This window comes from Pirellulales bacterium, assembly GCA_035533075.1.
Taxonomy (GTDB): domain Bacteria; phylum Planctomycetota; class Planctomycetia; order Pirellulales; family JAICIG01; genus DASSFG01.
The window spans coordinates 53087-75086 of the sequence record DATLUO010000055.1 but is presented as its reverse complement, the minus strand read 5'-3'; the positions used below and the strand labels follow the sequence as shown (position 1 = coordinate 75086).

The window sequence follows — 22000 nt, the reverse complement described above, 5'->3', positions numbered from 1 at the left end:
TGGTGAAACGGCTCATCGACGATCTCAAAGCGCCCAACGGCGTGATTCTGTCGACCGACGAAAAGACGCTCTACGTCGTGCCCAGCATGCAGGAAGAAGTGATGGCCTATCCGGTTGAGTCGCCGGGCAAACTCGGTAAAGGCAAAGTGTTCTGCCGGCTGAAACAGCCCGATGGGCAGCAGGGCCGCGGCGGTGACGGACTGACGATCGACACCCAAGGCAATCTTTACATCGCCACCGGGCTGGGCCTGCAAGTCGTCGATCGCGACGGCAAGCATCTGGGCATCATCGAGGTGCCCGAACCGCCGGCCAACGTGACGTTCGGCGGCCCGGAGTTCAAGACGCTTTACATCACCGCTCGCACCTCGCTCTACAAGGCCGACGTGGAAACGACCGGGCACCGGTTTGCGCAGGGAAAGTGATCGACACTCAGACTCCCCAACGGTAGATACTCGCCATCAGGAGGCGGTCGTCGAACTAGCTTTCTTGAGCCAGGACGCCGTCTGTCGGGGTTTGCGTTCGCGCACGTGGAGCCCGAACTGAGGTTTGTACCAGACCTCGACGAGTTTGACACCAGCTACGGAATCTACGGAATGGTCGACGCGAAGCCGGTCAGCCAGAGACGGCGCTAGACTCGCTGTATCCGCGGGCAGAATGAAAACTGGCGACAAGCGCACACGAAATGCCCCTGGATACCTTGGAGTATCCTGGGGCCAGAACGCAGTATCCTAACCGCCGAACGCCCAATTCCAGCCGCTTTGGAGCGTGTTGCCGGTGCTATGAATCTTTTGGACCGTCCATTCGGCGGCTTTGGAAGCGGCAGCCTCGCCGGCGAAATAACCGGCGCCGCCGCCCGCGGCGCCGCCGCCCGCGGCGCCGCCGACAACAGCGCCGACGGCGGTGCCCGGTCCCGGCGCGATCGCCGTGCCGATTGCACCGCCCGTCGTGGCGCCGATTTCCGCGCCGGCCCACGCGCCGCTCCAACCACCGACAAGGCCGGCGCCGTTTTTAGCATGTCGGGCTTCTCGCTCGTGCTGAGTGATCTGCCCGCTCGCGAACTGTTGTTCTACGTGCGTGGCATCCTTCACGCGATAGGCGCCATCTATGGCGACGCCCACGGGAACGAGCACCTTGCCCGCAGCGCGCCCTAGCTTCGCCCGCGGCGTCATCTTGGCGACCGTACCGACGGTGCGGCTGCCGTCTTCGGCCAACTGCTCTGTCGCCCGTGCCGCGTCGTCAACGGCGGTTGCTGCCGGCCGCGCCAGGGCGTCGAGCGCCGTTCGCGCCAACCTTGCGGCATCGTCGGTGGTATTGAGCGATTGCTCGACAACCGCCACGAACGGCTCACCGAAGCGATGTTTGGTCCGCACGACTTCGACGGTAAGCCGGCGCTCCGCGGCGGCCTCGATAATTTCGCCTGCCGCCCTTTTTTCCACCGCGCCCGCCTTGGTGCTCCTGAGCACGTGCTTTGCCGATTCGACGGCCCATTCGGGCGTCCCCTGCTGATAGCCGTAAGCATGCCCTAGCGGCGACGAGCCGCCCTTGGCCTCAAAGACCACAACGCGCCCCTTCGTCGCGCGGTACGCCTGATCCGGCCCCTGCGGCAGCGTGCGATTAAGCCCATCGCAAATCGTCTCGTACCCGTTCTTCTTCGCCAGCGCCCGAGCGCCCTCGTCGCCCAACAACTCCGACAGCCCCACTCGCTGCTCCGGAGTGGCCTTCAGCCACTCTTGCTGCCTTGGCGTTGCCACGCTTTTCGCCTCATCAACGATCGCGCTCGCATCCTGACCCCAACTTGGGGCGACCGTTCCGGTCGCCAACGCGACCGACGCCATCAACGACCAACACAAACCATTCATCATCAGTCTCGACCTTACTTATCTCGGCGAACACACTGACGGCCCTTTGCCGACCAGATCGCGCCTCTCACCCTCAACAACGCTCCGACAGAGACGGACGTGACAAAAAAGTTTCGGCGCGACTAGCTCGCGGTGCGGGCACGTACCGGCTACAATCTCTTCCTGCAATGGCTCAGAGTTCCTAAAAAGCGTGGGTTCGACGCCGCACCACCGCGATGGCCACCACAGACGAGAACGACCTGCTACGACAGGTTGAAATAATCCAGTCGAATGCCGATGCTGTCGCCATCGACGCCGCGATCCGCGCGCTCGAGCCGTTGGTTCGTGAAACGGCGCGACGAGTGTGTCGCTATCGTGGCGTATCGCAGCAGCTTGCACACGACTTCATTGAAGAGGCGATCGCCGCGATGACTGCGCCTCGTCAACTGCGAGACGGTGGCGTTAAGGCGCGTATTGCAGATTATCGTCCATCAGACGGACCCTTTACCGGATGGCTTTGGACCTCGCTCTACTACCTGCTCATTGACGTGACGCGCAAGGAGAAACGGCGGAGTAAACTCGAATCCACCCATAAACTAGCAGACGATTTCGAGCACTCGCGCGGCTCGGCCGGCTCTTATGTCGCGGATGGCGACGAGAACGAACCGTTCGGGGACCGCGACCTAAGGCTCATCGAGTCATGGCGTCCTCGCGACCGGCTTCGGCTTCTGGCGGCCACGGAATTGTCGCGGAAAGTGCCGCGGCGATTGTGGGAAAGCTGGTGCGACGAATGCGACGTGGCATTACCTTTTCCGCCGCTGCCCAACGACTTTGAGCAATGGAACGAATGGCTGGCGGTGCTGGCGGATGCGATGCAGGAATCACGCGCGGCCTTTAGGCAGCATTGGTATCGCAAGCGAGAGCACTTGGGTGAGCTTGATTACGTGCGCGAGCTACGCGATGAAGGGTGAACCGAACATCATGGCGGTGTGGAAGAATCTCCCCGACCCAACGCCGACTGCGTCGTGCGGCGCTTCCACAAGCATCATTGTGTCGGAACGGACATGGCGGCATTTTGTCGAAAAGCACGTTTGCAAGAGTAGCGAACCTTGGCGTGATGTGTTCGCCGAGGCAATTGTGAAAGAACTCGCCGCCACGCCCCACGGGCCGTTCGACCAAGGTCCAGCCGCTGATGCGTCGAAGGCCGCTCTCGCAATTCTGGAGGGTGAGGTTCGATCGTGCTTAAGCCAGCCGCTGGTCTTGGTTTACACGTCGATTGGTGCGCGCGGCGTTGACGGCCAACGCTGGTTGCTTCCGCTTCCGTCAGGCGCAATTGCCGTCGTCAATTCCACGGCGGCTGAAAAAACGCTCCGGACTTGTTACTTCACGGGCGCGGCAAGCGTTGATCCTACTGGAACAGGAAATGTTGCATTCAAGAGCAGGCGTTGGAAAATAGCACTAAAGCAATTGGTCTACGAACACACGGATGCTGATCCGGTCTCGCAGCGGCGCCGGCTGCCCGACCGAGGATACCGTCGCGAAAAGAGCGTCATCGGCGGACAGCCGGAAATGTGCATCGACATCCGATTTGTCGACCCACAGATATGGGGCTTCGTCGGCGGCGCCGCCGGCAGCGAATGGGCGACTCCAACATGGACCTGGGAAACCCGATAGGCGTCGCAAGCATCTTCGCTTCGGCACCAACGCCAACGATAATCGGCGGACGGTAGGTGGAAATGGACGAGCAACTTGAACCCGACTATTTCGGGCACTTCGATGACCTACGCTGGGCGCTTGGCCTGCCCGACATCGAGGCGGCGCTGAAGCGCGAACGCCCCTGGTCGGCCGCGGACCGTGTGCGGGAATGGGAATCGCTGCCGTCGCGATCAGGAATCCATTCCGATACTACGGGACCGTATTGGCTGGTCTCATCGCTTGGATTCTGCCGGTTGTACGATATCGCATTGCCGAGGGACGTCGCATCGGTACTTCGGGGCCCATTGCCGGCCCAGATAACCGCTGCTGCGTTGCGCGGTTTGATTCACGCGCTGGAACATTTGGCGCTCGATGCGCGCGAACTGCCGGAACGGTTCGACGATGCGGAGCCGGTGGAAGACGTGGCGTTGTGTACGAGCATCCTGCACCAGCTCATGCAAACCTGGGCGGCCTTTATTGGCATTAACGAGAACTATCAGGAGTATCTCGATGCGGGCGGCTCTTCCTCGGGCGAGTTCGGAAGGCTGATGCGTGAGATCCTTGACGCGTCCGAGCGGGCCGACGAAGTCGCGCAAAGTGATGAGCAGATGCAACTGCTGTCGATCGCAACCGAACTGCCGTTGCTTGAGAACTGGCGCAAAATGGTGCGAGGTCCGTTCGTCGAAACGCTCCCTTGGTGGCTCGACGGCACACTGGAACGCACGGCGGCAGGCCATGCGGCCCAAAGACGGCCGCTGTCGGAACTGCTCCTAATGACAAAACGAGACGCCGCCGCTGCGCAGCCGGAGCACCGCTTGGCTGCGAGCTCGCACGACAGTCGCCTCGCGGTTGCGGAGGCGAAGCACCTTCGGCAAACGGAGCGGCCGGTCGCGGGCGACCGGAGCGTCACCGTGCGGTTTTGGCGCGATCGAGACACGAATGGATGTAAGCGATGGCGTCTCGAGTTGATTGGTGGCATGGACGAAATGAAGGAGTATGTTTCGGCCGAAATAGATTTCGGCGGCGCGGGCACACGGGCCGCGTCGTTTTCGCTGGGTGTTGCCACGTTTGAGTTAGGGCCGGGCGATCTGGACGCGGAGGTGTCCGCTACGTTGGTTACGGCACGGGGTGAGCGCCAATATGTGCTGCTAAATGAGAGCCCAAATGGCGGCCATTAATTCTGTGGACGATTTCGCGTTCTGCCTCCGAAAGCTCCGCGACGGAACACTCATTGATTTCTTGCGGCACGGGCAGTTTCCGGCCTGGGTTGAGTTGGCGTCGCGCGAGCTGATCTCGCGCGAGCTTCGCTCACTTTCGGCGGATCTGGCCGGCGCGCATCACGCTGCGCGCCAGATGTTCCGCGCCTCGCAAGTGGAGACGCTTGCCCGCCGGCTCTTGCTCTCGCGGAATGCGGAGCTTCTCGATAGCCTGCGTCCGTTATGGAGCGCCTTCGGCACAAGCGACGAGGTTTGCGGTGTGGCCGTAGAAGCGGTCACGCGCGTTATCGGCAATTGGCCGACTGACGACGTCGCGCGATTCAGCGCGGCTCACGCTGATTTCATCGCGTCTCTATACACCGTTGCCGGGGCCGACCGTGGCATCCTCGGCAGTGCGATTCGGAGTTCCCGGATCTGTGCTGAACGCCGGCATATTGGGTTCCCCGTAGTCGTCGGACGCAGGGTGGAATCGAATCTCGCCGCAAGCGTTTGGATTGAACCGGCGCCTTCTTCCCAGGCCGGCGAACCGATGCCGGAGGTTTGGCGCGACGTTTGGCAGACGGTGCTGCGCGCAGTCGGCGAAGGCGGAGTGAGCGAGCGATGCCCCGCGCTGCCAACGTGGTTTGAGAAATTCAGGGATTTCGCCGGAAAGGACGGCGATGCGATCGGCCGGCTTGATTCCGCCGGCTTGTCGTTGGCGATGCAGCTTTTGGCGGATCGACAACAACGCCCGCTTCCTTTCGGCATCGGCTTCACGGGCCGCTGGGACGAGCATGGCACGCTACAAGGAGTCACCGATCTAAGCCTCAAGCTACAGGCGGCGGCCGAGGCGGGAATCTTTCTCTTTTTCGCGTGCCGCGATTCGGATAATGATCAACCGGAACCGCAGCCGGTACCCGGCGTCCGCTTGGCGCTGTTGCAAAAGGGCCTTTCGCTTGCCGATGTTGTGCGGCAAGTGAACCGCGTCTGCGCCGAAAGCGGATTGACAGAATACCGCTGGCGGCGGGAAAGTCGCCGGCGTCCGGCCGCGCCGCGTTCGCCGATTGGCTCGCGCGACTTGCCGGAAGCAACCCGCGAGCGCGCCTGCCCCGCCGGTGCGGTGAAGCGCGAAAAGCCGCTCGCCGACCTGGAATCCTGGCGCGACGACTCACTGAATATCGGGAGCCGCGGTATCTGTGCCGTGGTCGGCGCGGCCCGCGCCGGAAAAACGACGCTCTTGAGCATGTGGGCCAACGACCTGCCCCACTATCCAAGCTGGTTCAGCTTCCACCGCGATGACCCGCAAGGGAAGGACAGGCTGATGGAGGCTTTGGCCGCGCAGATTGAGGAACGATTCACCATCGTTCGGCCGCCATCTATGCATCGTGCGAAGGCAGCCGACTTCGACGATTCGGATGCGCTCAAACGCATTTATATCGCCGCGAACGCAACACACGCCGCGATTGACGTTGTCGTCGACGGACTCGACGAAGCCGCTCCGGACGAGCAATTGTCAATCTTGCGGTATCTGCGCGGAATTGCGAAAGAATGCCTAGTCGTGGTCGGCACACAGCAAATCGCCGACCTTGAGCATACTCAAACTCAAATCAGCCTCGCCAACGAGGATGAATCGGCTCTCGCGCTGCTCGATCGTTGGGCCGAACGCTTTGCGCAGTCCGGGCGCGCGGACATCGCTCGTGACCTGATGGATTCCGGCTGGCGGGCGTCGATGCTGACAGCAGCCGGCGGCGACCTTGCAGTGCTCAATGACAGCTTGCGGACCCACGAAGGGGCCTGGCCTGAAACGCCAGATGGGCTCCGCTTGGCAAAGGGCGATGATTATTATCGCGCCCTTCTCAAAGACATTGAGGACTGCTACCCAGACCAAAGCGATTTGCTGAAACGGTTCATTGGAACGTGCGCGCTGTTGGATGACCGACCGTGGCGCGTTAATGACATTGCCCGCTTGGTTGACGCGAAAGAAGACGAGGTGGGGATGCTGTTCGCCGGGGGCGGTCCGCCGTGCGTCCGCCGCTGGCTGAGGTGTACGCCTGGGCCGAATCAAGAACAATGCTGCCTGTTTGCAAGCCCTAATTTGCGCCGATTTGCTTGCGATGAATTCAACGGAGCGCTATATCGGGACTTCATTGCGCGACTTGTCACGTTGTTGTGCGAATCTGATCAGACGGCGCCCCTTGAAAAATTCAGTGACCGCCTGCTCGACTTGGACGTGACTAACGAAGAATGCGTGGTCGCCGACCTTTTAGATTTTGCCGCACGGAGGCTGCCGCAATTGATTGCCGGCTTGACGAGCGGCAGGACCGAGCTCATTGAGAAACTTTCGCGGTCGACCTGGCTCTACCGAAGGCTTGCGGCAGCGATGGATGACTTTACATGCGATTTACATGGATGTTTATTCGACGCGGTATTGCGGCCTCCGGATACGCTTCCACCACATGGGCGTCGGAATGCCAAAATGGTGATCGAACGGCTGGCGCGTCGCCGCGGAGCGATCGGCGGCGTTGCGGAACTCATTGCCGGCCACAGCGACCGTGAGACGCAGCTCCACTTTCCGATCCGGGCGACCAGGCTGGCCGAGGTTATTCAGGAGCTGCGCTTGCTGGATTCAATCGCCCCGCGGGTTGAGCTGGTGGAAGCGATGAACTTCCTTGCGACCTGGGGAGATCTTTTGAACGATGGTCTCGATGCCTGGTGGGAAGCTGCGCATGGGGCGCTCGGTAATTTCACCGCGGTACGCCAAGCGAGCCCGAGCTCGCCCGATTTCTTACTGTTGGCCCCGGAGCCCGATGGCTATCGTGCGGCGTGGCCGACGAATCCTGGAGTCCTGGGTAGTGCGTGCGAGCTGCCCGAGATCAGCCGCCTCATATTGGCCTCAAGCGAAGGGCTGGCGGTTATGAAAACGCACCGAGCCGCGCATGTCCCGGACAGGTTCATACGTTTGGATAAACCGATCAAGGCGCTGACGGCCGTGTCGGCGGCGGAGGTTGCGGTGTTGTTGGAAAACGAACTACGGATCATCGACGTCGACACCCTGAAGCAGCGCTGCCTCATGGCTGTAGGGACCGACGACCGGTTTGATTCGCTGCACTATCTTGCCGGGGAACAACCGCTTTTGATGGTCGTCGCTTCGACGAAAGGCAAAGGCAGAAATGCGCGCCCGGAGCTGCGGTTTTGCTCAATCGGGGAACGATCGATCGACCGAGGGGCCTGGATCTTTCTCCACACTCGCTCGATCGAAGTCGTCCCCTTTGCGGCAAAAGTCATTGCAAGAACCCACACCGAGGGCGATTCATCGAGGTCTCTGTGGTTTTACCGGTCTGTGGAAGACGATGATTCGTCGGCCGACGAATCCTTTGGCGAGCGCATTGCTAACGTCCGTGGCGCTTGCGCGATTCCCGGCGACCGGCTCGCGGTCACCTTCAGCGATCAGCACGGCAGCGCTCTTGGAGTTTATGGGCCCGCCGGCAAATGCCTTCTTCGGATTCCGCTTTATTCGATGCCGACGGAAGCCACCGACCGCGACGACTCGCACGACGGCATCGTCGCTAGCTTCCTGCTGAGCTGCCGGCCGGTCGCCTGGCACAAGAGTCTCGGGGTTTTGCTGGCAAGTGACAGCCCCAACTACTGCGGCGAATTGTGGCAAATTCTTCCAAAGCATGAAGAAATGCCGCGACCCGTTCCAAAACAGCTTCATACCGCCATCGCTCATGGCGCCTTCCCGGTGGATTGGCGCAAGTTTGTGTCTCTGAAAGACGGGACAGTGCTGATTCTCACGCCGAAATGCGCCATGCTGGCGGGTCCGGATCCGGATCAGGTCGTCCCGTTATTTGGCCGGCAGGATCCTGCCAACGTGTTCCATGAAATCCTTGGAGTGCGTGCGGACGCCTCGGTGATTATTCGTGCGGCGGCCAGGCCGGATAAGGAGAAGCGCCGATATGAAGCGCCGCCTCGTGCTGAGTATCCACCGGGCTGTGTCTCACAACTTCCCGTCGCCGAAGGATTGCAGACGATCACGGCGGATGGTCACGAGCTCGCCATTGCCAGCGGTGGTGCGTCGCTTATTTGCGTGGGGCGCAACGGCAACGTCGTGTTTCAAAAGCATCTCAAACACGGGCGAATCGCCGACGTCCGCGCAGATGGCGACGGCGGTTTCGTCGTGGCCGCGGCGAACAGCGGTTCGCTGCGCCTTCACCGGTTCAGCAGCGACGGAAGGCTCTTAGAGGCCTCGGCGTCGATTCCCTTTCGTGGGGAACCAAGAATCACCGCGGCATCGCGCGGGCTTATCTTTGTTGACGATGCCATCAATGGCGCGGGCAGCTACGGCAGTTGCTGCGTCGACTTGGTAGGGCGACGGCACCGGCGAATCGGCACGCGCAGCGTGGTGAAGATCATTCCGCTTCCGAATAAAAGAGCATTGGTCCTGTCGAAAAATGCTCATTACGCAAAAGCGCGTGCCTATCTTCATTCGCCGCGACCGGAAGGACTATTGTCGCCGATCAATGAGCTCGAGTTGTCTCCTGACACGATACTTTACCATGACGCGGAGCAGTGCGACGACTATCAGTTGAGCGTGGCGTCGATTATTTACAGGAACACTGCTAATCATCAGGACCGCAAATTAGTTCTTGAGCGACACAGGTTGCGACTCAACAGATTGCAACACAACGAGGATAGCTCGATATGGCCGATCGCCGGCCCCGAACAGACGAAGATAGACAATGACTTGGCGTGTTGGCTCCATATCTCCGGGCATATCGCACTGGCGTTTGAATCTGGCCGGATCGAAATCAGGAGGCTTGCCGATCCAGAACGAACGGCCGCTGTCGGTTACGTTATCGGAAAACCAGACGCACTAGCCATCTCTAAGTGCGGAAACCAACATTTTTTAGCGGTTGCGGCTGGCGAAATGACGTGGTTCGACATCACGGGCTTTATGCCATCCTCGTCCGCGTAAACGACAGTCGCGCCGCGTGACGCCTTCTCACTCCGGTCGCGTCACGGCCCGCAGGACGCGGCAGGTGGCGGGGGATTTGTTGAGAACGTAGAAATGGATGCCGGGCACGCCGGCGTCGATCAGCTCCTGCACTTGGCGCGTTGCGAAGTCGACGCCGATCTCGAACTGCTCGTGGGCGTTTCCTTCGTGGGCTTCCAGCGCAGCCTGGAATGATTCGGGCAGTCTTGCCCCGCAGAGCGAGGTGATTCGTTTGATCTGGGCCAGATTCGTCACTGGCAACACGCCCGGCACAATCGGCACTTTGATTCCCAACCTCGAGCAGCGGTCGCGGAAGCGGAAGAAATCGTCGTTGGAATAGAAGAGCTGGGTGATGACCACGTCGGCGCCGGCGTCGACTTTGCGTTTCAGGTTTTCCAAGTCGGCCTGCGGGCTGAGGGCCTCCTGGTGCGTCTCGGGATAGCCGGCCACGGCAACGCCAAAGTCTGGGAACTCCTGACGAATCAAAGTCACGAGATTGACCGCATAGCGAAAACCGCCTTCAACGGCCTGAAACTGAGTTTGTCCCTTGGGCGGGTCGCCGCGCAGGGCGACAATGTTCTCGATGCCCCGTACGCCGGCCTCGCGAAGATAGGCGCGCAGATCATCGACCGTGGCACCGACGCAGGTCAGATGCGACGCCACCGGGCAGCCGAACTGCCGATGCACTCGCTCAACGATTTCGAGCGTCTTGGCGCGCGTCGAGCCGCCCGCCCCATAGGTGCAGGTGACATAGCTCGGCTCAAACGACATCAGCTCCGTCAGATGCTGAAACAAGTCGGCCTCGCCTGTTTCCGTCTTGGGCGGAAACAGCTCGAACGAAAGGCCGAACTTGTCAGGACCGTAAACGTCGGTGAGAGGCATAAGGGAGGGTTCAGGGTTCAGGGTTCAGATCACAACGACAACGGCTCGCCGGCAATCTGCCGCTCGTGCCGGGTCAGCTCATACATGTCGTGGAGCAACTGCACGTCGCAGGGACGCTGTTCGACGTTTCGCCGGGCAAACATGCGGGCCTGGGTGGCCACCATCACGTCGACCGTCGCTTCCGTCACCTGGCCAAACAAGCGGGCGTAGTTCGTAAAGCTCGGCACGTTCGTGGTCACAAAACCATAGACCATGCTGCACGCGCCGACGGTCTTGCCCGTGAATATGCCGGTGTTGATCGCTGTTTTGGCATAATCGCCCACGATCGCGCCGACAAACTGCATGCCGGTGGGCACCTTGCGGCCGTGATACTCCATGTTGACCTGCCCGTAGGTGTTCTTCAAGTCGCTGTTGCAGGTGCCGGCGCCCAGGTTTACCCAGCTCCCTAGATAGCTGTGCCCCAAGAAGCCGTGATGCTGTTTGTTGGTATAAGGTTCGACGACCGAGCCTTCCACCTCGCCGCCGACCTTGGTCGTATGACCCAAGGCCACGCCGTCTTTCAGGGACGACTGCTCGATGACACGGGCATGGCGGCCGAGGTACGCCGGCCCGCTCACATAACACAAGGGACCGATGGTGGCGCCCTCGTCCAGCACGATCGGCCCCGACTCCGTGTTCGTCACCACGTGTTTCGCCAGTTGAGCGTCCTTGGCCAAGAACACTCCCTCCGTCACTTCCTGGAATCGCCCGCTTGCCAGGCGATGCGCCAGGTTGCCGGGGAAGGTGAGCAGATGGTGGCGGATGATGTCGTGGGGATAATCGAGCAACGCCAGGCGGGGCGCATCGAGCCGCGGAAGCCGCAGCTTGGCGAACCAGGCCGCCAGTTCCTTGGCGGTGGCGTCTTCGGGCGGCAGCGGAGCATCGTGCGGCACCAAGGCGGCGGCGATCTCCGTCTCGGAACCCTTCGCTCCGGCACGGCCCGCCGCCGCGATCGCGGCATCGCGTCCGGGACGAAACTCGTCGCTGATCGAAACGGTGCCCGGCCGGGCGGCCGCGATGATCTTTGCCAATGTTTCGCGGGCCAGCATCGAGGGCACCAGCCGAGCATTGATAAAGAGCCTTGCGTTCCCTCCGGCTGATTCCGCCGACATCGGCGCGGCCGCGCGAAAATCGCGCAGGTGGGGCCGAACGATCGCACACACGGTCTTTCCGCAGCTCGCCGCCAGATCGTTGGCCACGTCCAGCAGGCGATACGCGCCGCAGGCGATGGTGTACGCCGGCTTGCCGATCGTGACCGGATAGAGATCGACGACTTGCTCGTCTTCGAAGAGTATGATCATGACCGACCCGATGTAGGGTGGGCCGGCGCTCGCAAGCTCGCTGGTCCCACCCTACCGTCCATTTCGCAATTTCCCGACGATGATCGAGGCGTTGTGACCGCCGAAACCAAAACTGTTCGACATGGCCGCCGACAGCCGGCGCTGGCGAGGTTGGTTCGGCGTGTAATCGAGATCGCAAGCGGGATCGGGCTCGTCGTAGTTGATCGTGGGTGGAATGAGCGAATCTCGCAGCGCCAGTACACAAAGCACGAGCTCGACGCCGCCGCTGGCCCCCAGCAAATGGCCAAGCTGGCTCTTGGTGCTGGAAATGCTGACGTCGCGCGCGCCGTCTCCAAAGACCGTTTTCACGGCGAGCGTTTCCGCCTGATCGCCCAGCGGGGTGCTGGTGCCGTGGGCGTTGATGTAGCCGATTTCGTCGAGATTCACTTCGCCGTCCGCCAGCGCCCGCAACATGGCCTTGGCTGCGCCGGTGCCGTGCTCGTCGGGGTGGGTAATGTGGCTGCCGTCGGCACTGACGCCGTAACCGAGCAGTTCGGCATAGATCCTGGCGCCGCGGGCCTTGGCGTGGTCCAGTTCCTCGATCACCAGCAAGCCGGCCCCTTCGCTGAGCACGAAGCCGTCGCGGTTCTTGTCGAAGGGGCGGCTGGCGTGTTGCGGATCGTCGTTCCGCTCCGACAAGGCCCGCATGTTCGCGAAACCGCTCAGGCCCATGGGCGTCAGGGCCGCCTCGGTGCCGCCGGTGACCATGATGTCAGCGTCGTCGTATTGAATGGCCTTGAAGGCGTCGCCGATGGCGTTCGCGGCACTGGCGCACGCCGTGGCCACCGCCGCACTGGGGCCGCGCAGGCCGAATTGAATGGAAACGTGGCCGGCAGCCGCGTTCACCATCAACTTGGGAATGGTAAAGGCCGAGACCTTGTCGGGCCCCTTTTCGATCAGCCGCGAGTGCTGGGTTTCGATTTCGTTCAGTCCGCCGATGCCCGAACCAAGGATGACTCCGCAGCGGAAGTGATCTTCCTTGGCAAAATCGAGGCCGGAGTCTTTGACCGCCTCGATGGCGGCCACCAGCGCGAACTGGGTGAAGCGGTCGATGCGCTTGACCTCGCGCGGAGAGATATATCCCTCGGTCGACCAGTCACTGATCTCGCCGCCAAACTTCACCTTGAACTCGGTGGTGTCGAAGGCCGTGACGGGGCGGATGCCGCTTTCACCGCGGTTGATCCGCTGCCAGAGGTCTTCGACCTGGCGGCTGAGCGAGGTGACGACGCCGAGACCGGTTACGACGACTCGTCGCTTCATAGCAGCCGGAATAGACAAGCGGGGTGATCTCGGATTAACTCGCGGCCTGGGTTTTCTCGATATACTCGATCGCCTGACCAACCGTCTGAATTTTTTCAGCGGCGTCGTCGGGAATGTTGATGTCGAACTCTTCTTCCAGTTCCATCACCAACTCCACGGTGTCGAGGGAATCGGCCCCCAGGTCGTTGACAAACGACGTTTCGGGGGTCACCTGATCTTTACTGACGCCCAATTGCTCGGCGACGATGTCGATAACACGTTCTTTGACTGAGGCCACCTGGACGGTCCTCCTGCAAACCGCAGATTAAAAACTACCGATCGGCAAAAACAACAATTCCCAGACCAGCAAGATAGCATCCGCCGGTGGGGACGTAAATCAACGAAGATAGACGGTTCTCGTAAGAGAGGAAGATATAACGGTTTTTTGGGCGGCTGTCTAGCCCTCATGCGGCATGGGCTTTCATCTGGTCGAACACCTTACGTAGCGTCGCTTTCGTTAGGGGCTTTGCCTCGGCATCTCGCATGCCACCTGCCGAAGGCGCCCCTTCAAACAGGTAATGGACGTTCCAGCGGTCGTTGTAAAAGTACAGGCTGGCGATGTCGTCGTAAGATGCCATTAGGCCGTCAATCCGCCGTCGATCGTCAGGACCTGCCCTGTAATATACGCGGAACTGGGGGCGGCGAGAAAGAGCACGGCGTCGGCCACTTCCTCGGCCCGGCCCAGCCGCTTGGCCGGCACCCGCAGCTTGACTTCGCTCAGCAGCGCGTCGCCCAGGGCCGCGGTCATGTCGCTCTCGATGAAACCGGGGGCAACGGCGTTGACCGTCACTTTGCGGCTGGCCAATTCTCGGGCCACCGTGCGGGTCATGCCGATCAGCCCGGCTTTCGACGCCGAGTAGTTGGCCTGGCCCGGATTGCCCATCAGTCCCGAAACGCTGGCCACATTGATAATGCGGCCGTAACGTTGCTGCATCATGACCCGCGTGGCGGCCCGCGTAAACAAGAACGCACCACGGAGATTCGTGTTGATCACCTCGTCCCACTGCTCGTCCGACATGCGTGGAATCAACGTATCGCGAGTGATGCCGGCGTTATTGACCAGAATGTCGAGCCGCTGCCACTTCTCGGCCACGGCCTCGACCACCTGCTGCACGCTGGCGGAATTGGTCACGTCGCACTCGAACAGGTCCGCCGCGCCGCCCGCCGCGGTGATGGCGGCGACGGTTTGCTCCAGCTTTTGACGGTCTCGCGCCACGCAAGCCACCTTGGCGCCGGCATGTGCCAGAGCGACCGCGATCGCCTGGCCCAGTCCGCGCGACGCGCCGGTAACGAGGGCCACTTGTCCGCTCAGGTCAACCTTGAGCCGGCCCATAGGTTCGTTGGCCATGTTGGCGATCTCCTTTCACTTCAACGGTCTTGGGTCTTTGGCCTTGGCTCTTTGTAATCGTAGGGTGGGACCAGCGAGCTTGCGAGCGCCGGCCCACCGTGTTTGAGGCGTTGGGCGTTAGGCGTTGGGCGTTAGGGCATCGGTAGAGCAACTCGCCTAAAGCCTAACGCCCATCGCCTAACGCCTCGCTCGCGGTGGGCCGGCGCTCGCAAGCTCGCTGGCCCCACCTTACGGCATTGTTTCCCAAGCTCTATCCTTCGTCGACGCCTTTCGCAACAACCTTGCGGTCAATACGCTTCAACAATCCTCGCAGCACACGGCCGGGGCCGACTTCGTAAAACTCGTCAAAGCCTTGGTTCAGCAGGTAGCGGACCGAGTCTTCCCACAAAACGGGCGACACGATCTGCCGCGGCAGCAACTCGCGGATTTCTTCCGGGGCGTCGTGCGGCCGGGCATCGACGTTCGACACAACCGGGATGCGCGGCCGCCTGAGTTGAACTCCTTCCAGCGCGGCGGCGAGCCTCTCGACGGCGGACTGCATGATCGGCGTGTGGAACGCACCGGCCACGGCCAACGGCACCGCTTTCATGGCGCCGGCCGCTACCGCTTTCTGGCTGACCCGCTGGCAAGCGGCCTCCGTGCCCGAAACGGCGATGTTGCCGGGACAAAGCAGGTTCGCGATCTGCAAAACGTCTCCTTCGGCAGCCTCGTGGCAGAGAGCGCTGATTCGATCGCGATCGAGTCCCAGAATGCTGACCATGCCGCCGGGCAGGGCATCGGCGGCGGCCTGCATCGCCTTGCCGCGTTCGTTGACCAATCGCAGGCCCGACTCGAAATCGAGAACGCCGGCAAAAACCAACGCCGTGTACTCTCCCAGGCTTAAACCGGCCGTCGCCCCGCAGCATGCCACCACGTCCGGTGAGCGGTCGTTCATCATGTCCAGGGCAGCCAGGCTGGTGACGAACAGAGCGGGCTGACTGTGTACCGTCGAATCGAGCTGCTCGGCCGGACCCTCGAAGCAGAGCCCTGCCAGGTCGTAGCCCAAAATGTTGCCGGCGTCTTCGAACCGCTGGCGGGCATGGGGCGACGCCTCGACGAACTCGCGGCCCATGCCGACGCTTTGAGCGCCTTGGCCGGGGAACAAGAAAGCGATCTTTGCCACTATTCGTTGGTCTCAACCACGGTCCGGCCCATGTAATAGCCGCAATTCGGGCAAACGACATGCGACGGTAGGGCGGTGCTGCACTGCGGGCAGTAGTACAACTGCTTCGGCTTTTTATGGTCGTGTGCCCGGCGGCTGCCGCTACGGGCATTCGAATGTTTTCGTTTTGGAACGGCCATGAGAAACTCTGCGGATTACGGCGTCGATCACACGCGACCGGCGTGGTCTGCCGGAAGGAACGGTTGATGGTAAGGAAGCGGCGATGGGCTGTCAAGGATGAGGCGTCAGGTTTCAGGACAAACAACCTGACGCCTGATGCCTGACGCCCGACGACGGTGGGCCGGCGCTCGCAAGCTCGCTGGTGCCACCCTACGCCGGCCAGTTCGCGGCCTCCAAACGCCCTACAGATTTCCGCCCGGCCCGTCGTCCACATTGCCCACCATGTGGAAGTGGTTGTGGTCGATGTAGATCACTTCCTGGGCGTCTTCGTCGACCGTCGTGTAGGGAAACGGCCAGCCCACGCGCGTCACTTCAGTGAAGTAGATGATGCACTTGTAGTGTGCGTGGTGGAGCTGGGCCGGGCCGATCAATGGGTAGACGCGCGGTGGATCGACGTAGTCGGCGATGGGCTCGATGACCATGCGGACGTTGTTGCGTTGGATTTCGTGCAACAGCGGAACGCCGCCTTCGACGTTGCGTGCCCGCTCCAACGCATGCACGACCTCGTCCGGCGACGGCGGGTCGAGCGCCACGGGCGGACCGCCCGACGTGACCGGTCCCAGGATGGGCACCCGTTGGTAACGCTCTCGCATCCAGAACTTGGTTTCCTGCTCTTTCTGGAAGTAGGGGCTGACGGGCACCGGCACCGGCAGATGCACGAACGGGTGGGCGAACTGCGTATTGAGCGGCCACGTGCAGCCCGACGACGCCAGCACCGGAAGGGCCAGCGAGACGAGAAGTAGAATTGAAACGGTCCGGCGTGACATGTCAAATTCCCTCGCGTTCACGACACGTAGGCTGCGAGTGGTCTGTGGGCGCGGCCCGCGCGCGGTCGGCGCGGAGTTGCCGCTGTCTGGCGATGGTCCGCCAGAACTAGCCGTAGTTATCGTGATAAACCGCGTCGAACTTGCGGGTTTTTCGGATTTTTGCGCCGCCGCCCTCGCTGGGAGGGAATCCAGCGAGGGCGGTTTGGGCAAATCGCAGTCGAATGACGCAGTTTAGTAAGAGTACGAGCGGTTGCAGTCATCGAAATCGAGGAACCACCAGCCGTCGTCCCACTCCAAGGTCACCTTGCGCCACCCCAGCGGCACTTGCGGATAGGGATAGAAAGGCCCGATGTAGGGCCAAGCCGTCGGCGAATACTGCCGAGGATAGGTAAGCCCGGCATAGTTGGGATGAGCCGCGTAGCTGGGCCAGGCGTAGTTCGGCATGTGCGGCTGATCGTAGTAGGCCGGCGCGGTGCCGACGGCAACGCCGGGCACGTAGGCTGGCAAGGGACCGCCGCCCGCCGGGCCCGCCACGGGAGCGGCGCCGAACGGCGGTAGCGGTGGAGCTTCCAACCCCCCGTCGATGACATCCTGTTTGCGTGCCACCGTCTGACGGGTCCGCTTGGCCGTCTTGCCGCGGCTCACCGCCACCGCCTGGCGAACCGGCTGGCTCATCGCTGGCCGGTCCTCCTCATTGACGGGCACCAGTCGGCCATCGGGCATTTCCATCATCGGCACCATTCGCACTCGGCCCGCCGCTGTGGGCTGGGCTTGCGAAGCCGCCTGATAAACCGGCACCGGCGAACGATACCTCTTCTTGTTGCTGACGACCCTGGTTGGGGCCGTTGTCCGATGCGCTGCGGCGGGCGTGCAGGTGGTACACTTCCGCATCGCTTGGGGCATCGGTCGCGGTTCAGACTGGTTTGCCTCTTCGGCCTCCGACGTCTGGTTGACCTCGTTGGCCGCGACCGCCTTGTTTGCCGGCGAACGCTGGGGCGCTTTGGGCGTCTTGTGGAAGATAGCCCGCAAGTTGGCGGCCTGACGTACCAGCGGATTCGACTCGGTTTCCTTGGCCGCCGTCAGCGATTCGGGATAAACCGGGCCAACATCCTCGGCCTCGCTCTCGCCGCCGTCCTGGGCAAGCTCTTCACCGGAATCCGAGCCGAGATCCTCGAGTTCCGGTGGAGGAACCTTCGCGGCATGCACCGACGGGCCGCTGAACCACGAACTAATCGTCCGTTTCTTCTCAGTGGCGGCCGGTGCGGAGGCAACGGGTTTGGCCGTCGCTTTCGCGAACGGCTTTTGCAACAGCCGCATCACCGGGTTCGCCGACTTCGCGGGCTCGTCGATCTGAAGATGATCGACTACGTCGGTGACATCGGGCACTTCGCCCGTCAGCTTCAGGGCGAGCAGTTTCTGCCCCTCGCTGCTGACGCGCCCTTCCAGCCAGGCCGTGCCGTCCTGGAACTTAATGACAAAACTCGAGCCGGACATCTGCCCACTGGCTTTGAGCCGGTCATGAATTTGGTGGGCTACCTTGTCGTTGGTTGGGCTCTCTGCGGACGCGCAGATGGGCCACAGCATGACGATTGCGGGAACCGTCCATGCCAATATTAGGCGGCGCATGCTTCCCCTCCCTCCTATGGAATTAGGCCACTGCCTTGTTTACCGAAACGTGGGCGCGCTTCGCTTCGAGCCGAAGCGGGAGGGGATGGGTGGAGCGCAGGTGTGGGCCTTGGTCCACGTTCGTTGCGTTGGTTTCCCCCCCGCGCAACTTTGGTGCCCGATACGTCGTGCCTGACTATAGATTTCGGTTGTCGTGCGTTCCGAGGGGAAGCTTTTTTTCGGTTTTAGGAATCTTGGCGAAGCTCGGCGATGTTGCGACAATCCGCAAGTCTCCGGTAGTTCGCAATTTGCGCACGCCGCGTCGTGGCGCGGAAAACCGTTATAGGACGGCCGCACCCACGTCCCAGGTGGCCGTTAGAATCGTCACCGCCAGCACCGCCCCGCTAAATACACACGGCGTCGGGCCCACGACCAGCGAGGCCATGGTCGCCAGGCCCGCCAGCGACAGGCAACCCAGGCAAAACCACTGAAAGCGTGCTTCGCGGAGTGAACCCTCCGCCATGCGAGCCAGGCAGGCACTGGCCAAAGCCAATATCTGCACGGTTGCCAAACACCAAAACGTGACGACGGGGTCGAGGCTGGGCATTGCGGGCCGCTCCAAAGAATCCATTCTGGGCCAATTTACGGTCGGGCGCGACCGTCCAACGTCCTGTTGGGTCGCAGCAAAATAACCGATCAGCGACTCTCGTGCCAACGCGAGTTATTCGTGGCCCGTTGTCTGTGGCGGCGGTATCTGTTATCGTTCGCGCGGTCGGCAGTGAGACATTTTGTCGCACGAAAAGCGGTGGCTGGGGCAGAGCTTGGCTAGATAGCGGCTAGCGCCCCTCAATACCGTGGCGGCCAAGCGATGCCCCGGTGCGTCCAACCGGGGCATCGCCTGGCCGCCGAGATGAACGAAGTGCCAGCTTCCAGGTGGCCGGGCTCCGCCCCAGCCACCGCTATTTATCTCAACGAACACCGCCTGACGTATAGCCGCCGCGGATTGAAAGTTTTACAATGATCCGCCCGTCGCAATCGCCGCCGTAAGGCGGGGCCAGCCATCGCCACTGGTCTGACGGACTACGGACCACGGACTGCGGACCAATCAAAAAGCCCGGCAAGGAGCCGATGCTCCGTGCCGGGCCGCGTCCATCACCCCCCAGTTATTCAATCAGCGCGTCGCTTCAGTCGACCCCATCCGCCGTCTGCTGCCACCAACCGCGGACCAAGGACTACTTCCGTTTGTCGGCCGTCTGCTGCAAGAGCGCTCGTACCTCGCGGTCGATCTCGGCGGCGTTGATGCCCCGGTTGACCACCTTGCCGTCCTGGTCGATCAACAGCATGGTCGGCAACGTCAGCACGCCCAATTCGTTGGCCAGGCGGCTGTCGAGCCCCCCCGGCTCGTAGATGTGCGTCCACGGCAGCGAATGCCTCTTCAGAAAAGCCGCTACGTCTTCCTTCTTGTTGTCGAGGCTGATGCTGATGACGGTGAATCCGTCTTTGCCATATTTGGCCACCGCGTCCTTGATCTGCTCCAGGTCGGCCTTGCACGGCTCGCACCACGTGGCCCAATACTGAATGAGCACGACCTTCTTGCGGAACTGACCGAGGTCAACCGTCTTGCCGGTGATGCCCGACCCGTGCAGCTTCAGAGTTTTGCCCACCGAGTCGATTCGAGCGACGGCGCCGGCGGCTTTGGCAGCCGAGTTCGCCTTGGGAAAGTGGTCGACGATCTGCCCGTACCACTTCTTCGCTTCCTCTTCTTCGCCCGCAAACTCTTCAGCCGTGCCGAGTTGCAGCATCGCCTCGGCCGCGTCGGGGCTGCGCGGATATTCGGCGACGTACTTTCGCAGGTTGTTCAGCCAACGCTTTTGGATTTTTGTGAAGTCGGCCCCCTCAGCCTGCAGATCGCGGTTGTAAATCGCGGTCAAATAACGGAACTGGGCATACGCGGCCAGCTCGGTGTCGCCCTGTTGAGTGAGCTTGTCGTGCAGCGATTGCAACCGCTCGATGCCGTCGGGCATGGCTCCCGATTGCACCGCGGCGCTGATCGTCTCGGCCAGGCTGCGTAGCCACTGGGCGCGGTCTTCGGGGCTGGCAGCGGCTTCGGCGATCTTTTCCAGCAGATCGCACCGCTCCGACGCATTCGCCGCCTGGGCCTGGGGCGTGGACGCACGGGCGGCTTCGGCATCGAGTTGTTCCAGTTTCTGCAGCAGATCCTGAGTTTTTTCGTCGCCGCCCACGCCGCCGCTGACGCGAGTTCGCGCATACGGCTGGAAAAACGGCGAAGTTCCGGCCAGCTCGCCCTTGCTGTCCAAGAGCGACGGGCTGTCGATCAATCGCCAGTTGTCGCCGACTTGAACCAACGTGCCGATCACGACTTGCACCGGCTTGCCATCGGTTTCGACCATCGAAATCACGTTTTCGTAGACCAGGGTGTCGCTGGCGGCGCCCTCGGTGCCGGCCGGAACCAGCGCCGGCCGCGTGCCGCCAAACTGCACCCAACTCGACTTGGCCGAGAGCGATTTCTGCTTTCGGGCGTTCGACTTGAACGCCGCGGCCGCCTGCTCCACCTTTTCGCTCAGCGACTTTTGCCGCTCGGATCCCAAGCCAAGCGACTTGATTTCGCTCACCGTCGGCAGCAAACATTCGAACCGGCGGAGGTCGTGCGCGGCCAGGGCGGCCACCGCTTCGGCGCTCGCTTCTTCGGCCGAAATTCGCTTCCAAACGTCGATTTTGCCGTCTTCGTTGTCGTCGAGTCCCCAACGTGTGCCGGCGGTGTTCAGCCAGCGGTATTGGTCGGCCTTGCCGTTGAAATTCGAGTCGATATCGCGGTAAACCTCGATGCCGTCGGCGTAGTAGCACCAGAGATCGACGACGTTGTCGTTGTTCGAGTCGATGAACTGCCGCAACACTTGTCCGTTCGACCCGCGCACCACCCAACCCGTCTTGCCGTCGATCGCTTCCGCCTTAATTGTGCATTTCGCCGCTTCCGACTCTTTCGGTCGCTCAAAATCGACGTCGGCCTGCACGGGCGTCAGCTTCAGGGCCTGTTCGGCGCTGGGCGTGCTGGCGGCGAGTGCCGGGCCGCTTGAAATCGCCAGCATGAGTGCCAAGCTGCCACCGCATCGAACGCCGTGGTCCACAAATCGCATGGAAGCAGTTCCTTTCCTGACTGAGTGGGCGGTTGACGAGCAACGTCCGTCTTTTTCGGCCGGGCGAGCGGGGTAACATGAATTGAGTTGCACGGTTTTTCCCAACGGGCGGTCTTGAATCCTCGACCTGAACCCTTTGACATGCCCGGTTGTCTCCCTAGAATGCGTTGTTTACGCTTGAAGGGACGGATTGGTTTGGTGCGGATTGGTTATGTGGATCGGGCGCATAGCTCAGTTGGTTAGAGCGCAGCCCTGATAAGGCTGAGGTCCCAAGTTCGAATCTTGGTGCGCCCACTTCCGCGGGGACGTAGCTCAATTGGGAGAGCACCGGCTTTGCAAGCCGGGGGTTGGCGGTTCGATCCCGCTCGTCTCCACTTTCATCAACCCGTTGACAGCAAATGTCAGCGGGTTGTTTCCGTTGACATTCCAAGGGTTTACGGCGTCAGTCGCCGGCCCGGCGTC

18 protein-coding genes and 2 tRNA genes are annotated in these 22000 nt (G+C 61.8%); 7 read left to right on the top strand and 13 right to left on the bottom strand.

Annotated features, from left to right (window positions below; translation table 11 throughout):
• Positions 1–422, top strand: a 422-nt coding sequence (locus VNH11_07395; protein ID HVA46181.1) for an SMP-30/gluconolactonase/LRE family protein, incomplete at its 5' end; no start/stop codon positions are given.
• A gap of 306 nt (positions 423–728) precedes the next feature.
• Here the strand turns inward: VNH11_07395 and VNH11_07390 are convergent.
• Positions 729–1751, bottom strand: a complete 1023-nt coding sequence (locus VNH11_07390) for a hypothetical protein (GenBank protein HVA46180.1) — start codon at positions 1749–1751, stop codon at positions 729–731.
• A 323-nt stretch (positions 1752–2074) separates the two neighbouring features.
• Between VNH11_07390 and VNH11_07385 the strand changes: the two genes are divergently transcribed.
• The 4 genes from VNH11_07385 (at position 2075) to VNH11_07370 (ending at position 9704) form a co-directional block, all read left to right on the top strand.
• Positions 2075–2809: a hypothetical protein gene (locus VNH11_07385; GenBank protein ID HVA46179.1), complete on the top strand. Its 735-nt coding sequence runs from the start codon at positions 2075–2077 to the stop codon at positions 2807–2809.
• Complete coding sequence (locus tag VNH11_07380; protein ID HVA46178.1) at positions 2799–3512, top strand: hypothetical protein; 714 nt, start codon at positions 2799–2801, stop codon at positions 3510–3512. Before VNH11_07385 ends, VNH11_07380 begins: the two co-directional genes overlap by 11 nt.
• Before the next feature lie 476 nt (positions 3513–3988).
• The gene (locus tag VNH11_07375; protein HVA46177.1) at positions 3989–4711 is read left to right on the top strand and encodes a hypothetical protein; all 723 of its coding nucleotides are present in this window, start codon (positions 3989–3991) and stop codon (positions 4709–4711) included.
• Positions 4698–9704 (top strand): GTPase domain-containing protein, encoded by a 5007-nt coding sequence (locus VNH11_07370; GenBank protein HVA46176.1) that lies wholly within the window; start codon positions 4698–4700, stop codon positions 9702–9704. Before VNH11_07375 ends, VNH11_07370 begins: the two co-directional genes overlap by 14 nt.
• A gap of 27 nt (positions 9705–9731) precedes the next feature.
• Here the strand turns inward: VNH11_07370 and metF are convergent, their stop codons facing one another.
• The 12 genes from metF to VNH11_07310 all read right to left on the bottom strand — a co-directional run bounded on the left by metF (position 9732) and on the right by VNH11_07310 (position 21538).
• Positions 9732–10604 (bottom strand): methylenetetrahydrofolate reductase [NAD(P)H], encoded by an 873-nt coding sequence (gene metF, locus VNH11_07365; protein ID HVA46175.1) that lies wholly within the window; start codon positions 10602–10604, stop codon positions 9732–9734.
• Between the two features lie 29 nt (positions 10605–10633).
• The gene (locus tag VNH11_07360; GenBank protein HVA46174.1) at positions 10634–11944 is read right to left on the bottom strand and encodes a putative sugar nucleotidyl transferase; all 1311 of its coding nucleotides are present in this window, start codon (positions 11942–11944) and stop codon (positions 10634–10636) included.
• Positions 11945–11995: 51 nt separating this feature from the next.
• On the bottom strand, positions 11996–13243 hold the full coding sequence (gene fabF, locus VNH11_07355) for a beta-ketoacyl-ACP synthase II (GenBank protein HVA46173.1): 1248 nt from the start codon (positions 13241–13243) through the stop codon (positions 11996–11998).
• Between the two features lie 34 nt (positions 13244–13277).
• Positions 13278–13520 (bottom strand): acyl carrier protein, encoded by a 243-nt coding sequence (locus VNH11_07350; protein ID HVA46172.1) that lies wholly within the window; start codon positions 13518–13520, stop codon positions 13278–13280.
• 166 nt (positions 13521–13686) lie between these two features.
• A complete protein-coding gene (locus tag VNH11_07345) occupies positions 13687–13860 on the bottom strand; it encodes a hypothetical protein (protein ID HVA46171.1) in 174 nt (57 codons plus the stop codon).
• The gene (gene fabG, locus VNH11_07340; protein HVA46170.1) at positions 13860–14630 is read right to left on the bottom strand and encodes a 3-oxoacyl-[acyl-carrier-protein] reductase; all 771 of its coding nucleotides are present in this window, start codon (positions 14628–14630) and stop codon (positions 13860–13862) included. Before fabG ends, VNH11_07345 begins: the two co-directional genes overlap by 1 nt.
• 250 nt (positions 14631–14880) lie before the next feature.
• On the bottom strand, positions 14881–15792 hold the full coding sequence (gene fabD, locus VNH11_07335; protein HVA46169.1) for an ACP S-malonyltransferase: 912 nt from the start codon (positions 15790–15792) through the stop codon (positions 14881–14883).
• On the bottom strand, positions 15792–15971 hold the full coding sequence (gene rpmF, locus VNH11_07330) for a 50S ribosomal protein L32 (GenBank protein HVA46168.1): 180 nt from the start codon (positions 15969–15971) through the stop codon (positions 15792–15794). Before rpmF ends, fabD begins: the two co-directional genes overlap by 1 nt.
• Positions 15972–16193: 222 nt before the next feature.
• The gene (locus VNH11_07325; GenBank protein ID HVA46167.1) at positions 16194–16778 is read right to left on the bottom strand and encodes a hypothetical protein; all 585 of its coding nucleotides are present in this window, start codon (positions 16776–16778) and stop codon (positions 16194–16196) included.
• Positions 16779–17009: 231 nt separating this feature from the next.
• The gene (locus VNH11_07320; GenBank protein ID HVA46166.1) at positions 17010–18362 is read right to left on the bottom strand and encodes a BON domain-containing protein; all 1353 of its coding nucleotides are present in this window, start codon (positions 18360–18362) and stop codon (positions 17010–17012) included.
• A 361-nt stretch (positions 18363–18723) separates the two neighbouring features.
• Positions 18724–18990, bottom strand: coding sequence for a hypothetical protein (locus VNH11_07315; protein ID HVA46165.1), 267 nt, complete (start codon positions 18988–18990; stop codon positions 18724–18726).
• Between the two features lie 625 nt (positions 18991–19615).
• Positions 19616–21538 carry a TlpA disulfide reductase family protein gene (locus VNH11_07310; GenBank protein ID HVA46164.1) on the bottom strand — a complete coding sequence of 641 codons (1923 nt, stop codon included), beginning with the start codon at positions 21536–21538 and terminating at the stop codon, positions 19616–19618.
• A 220-nt stretch (positions 21539–21758) separates the two neighbouring features.
• On the opposite strand from VNH11_07310, the gene VNH11_07305 reads away from it, so the two are divergent.
• Both VNH11_07305 and VNH11_07300 read left to right on the top strand, forming a co-directional pair.
• Positions 21759–21832: transfer RNA gene (locus VNH11_07305), tRNA-Ile, on the top strand.
• Positions 21833–21839: 7 nt separating this feature from the next.
• Positions 21840–21912, top strand: a tRNA-Ala gene (locus VNH11_07300).
• The last annotated feature ends 88 nt before the right edge of the window (positions 21913–22000 follow it).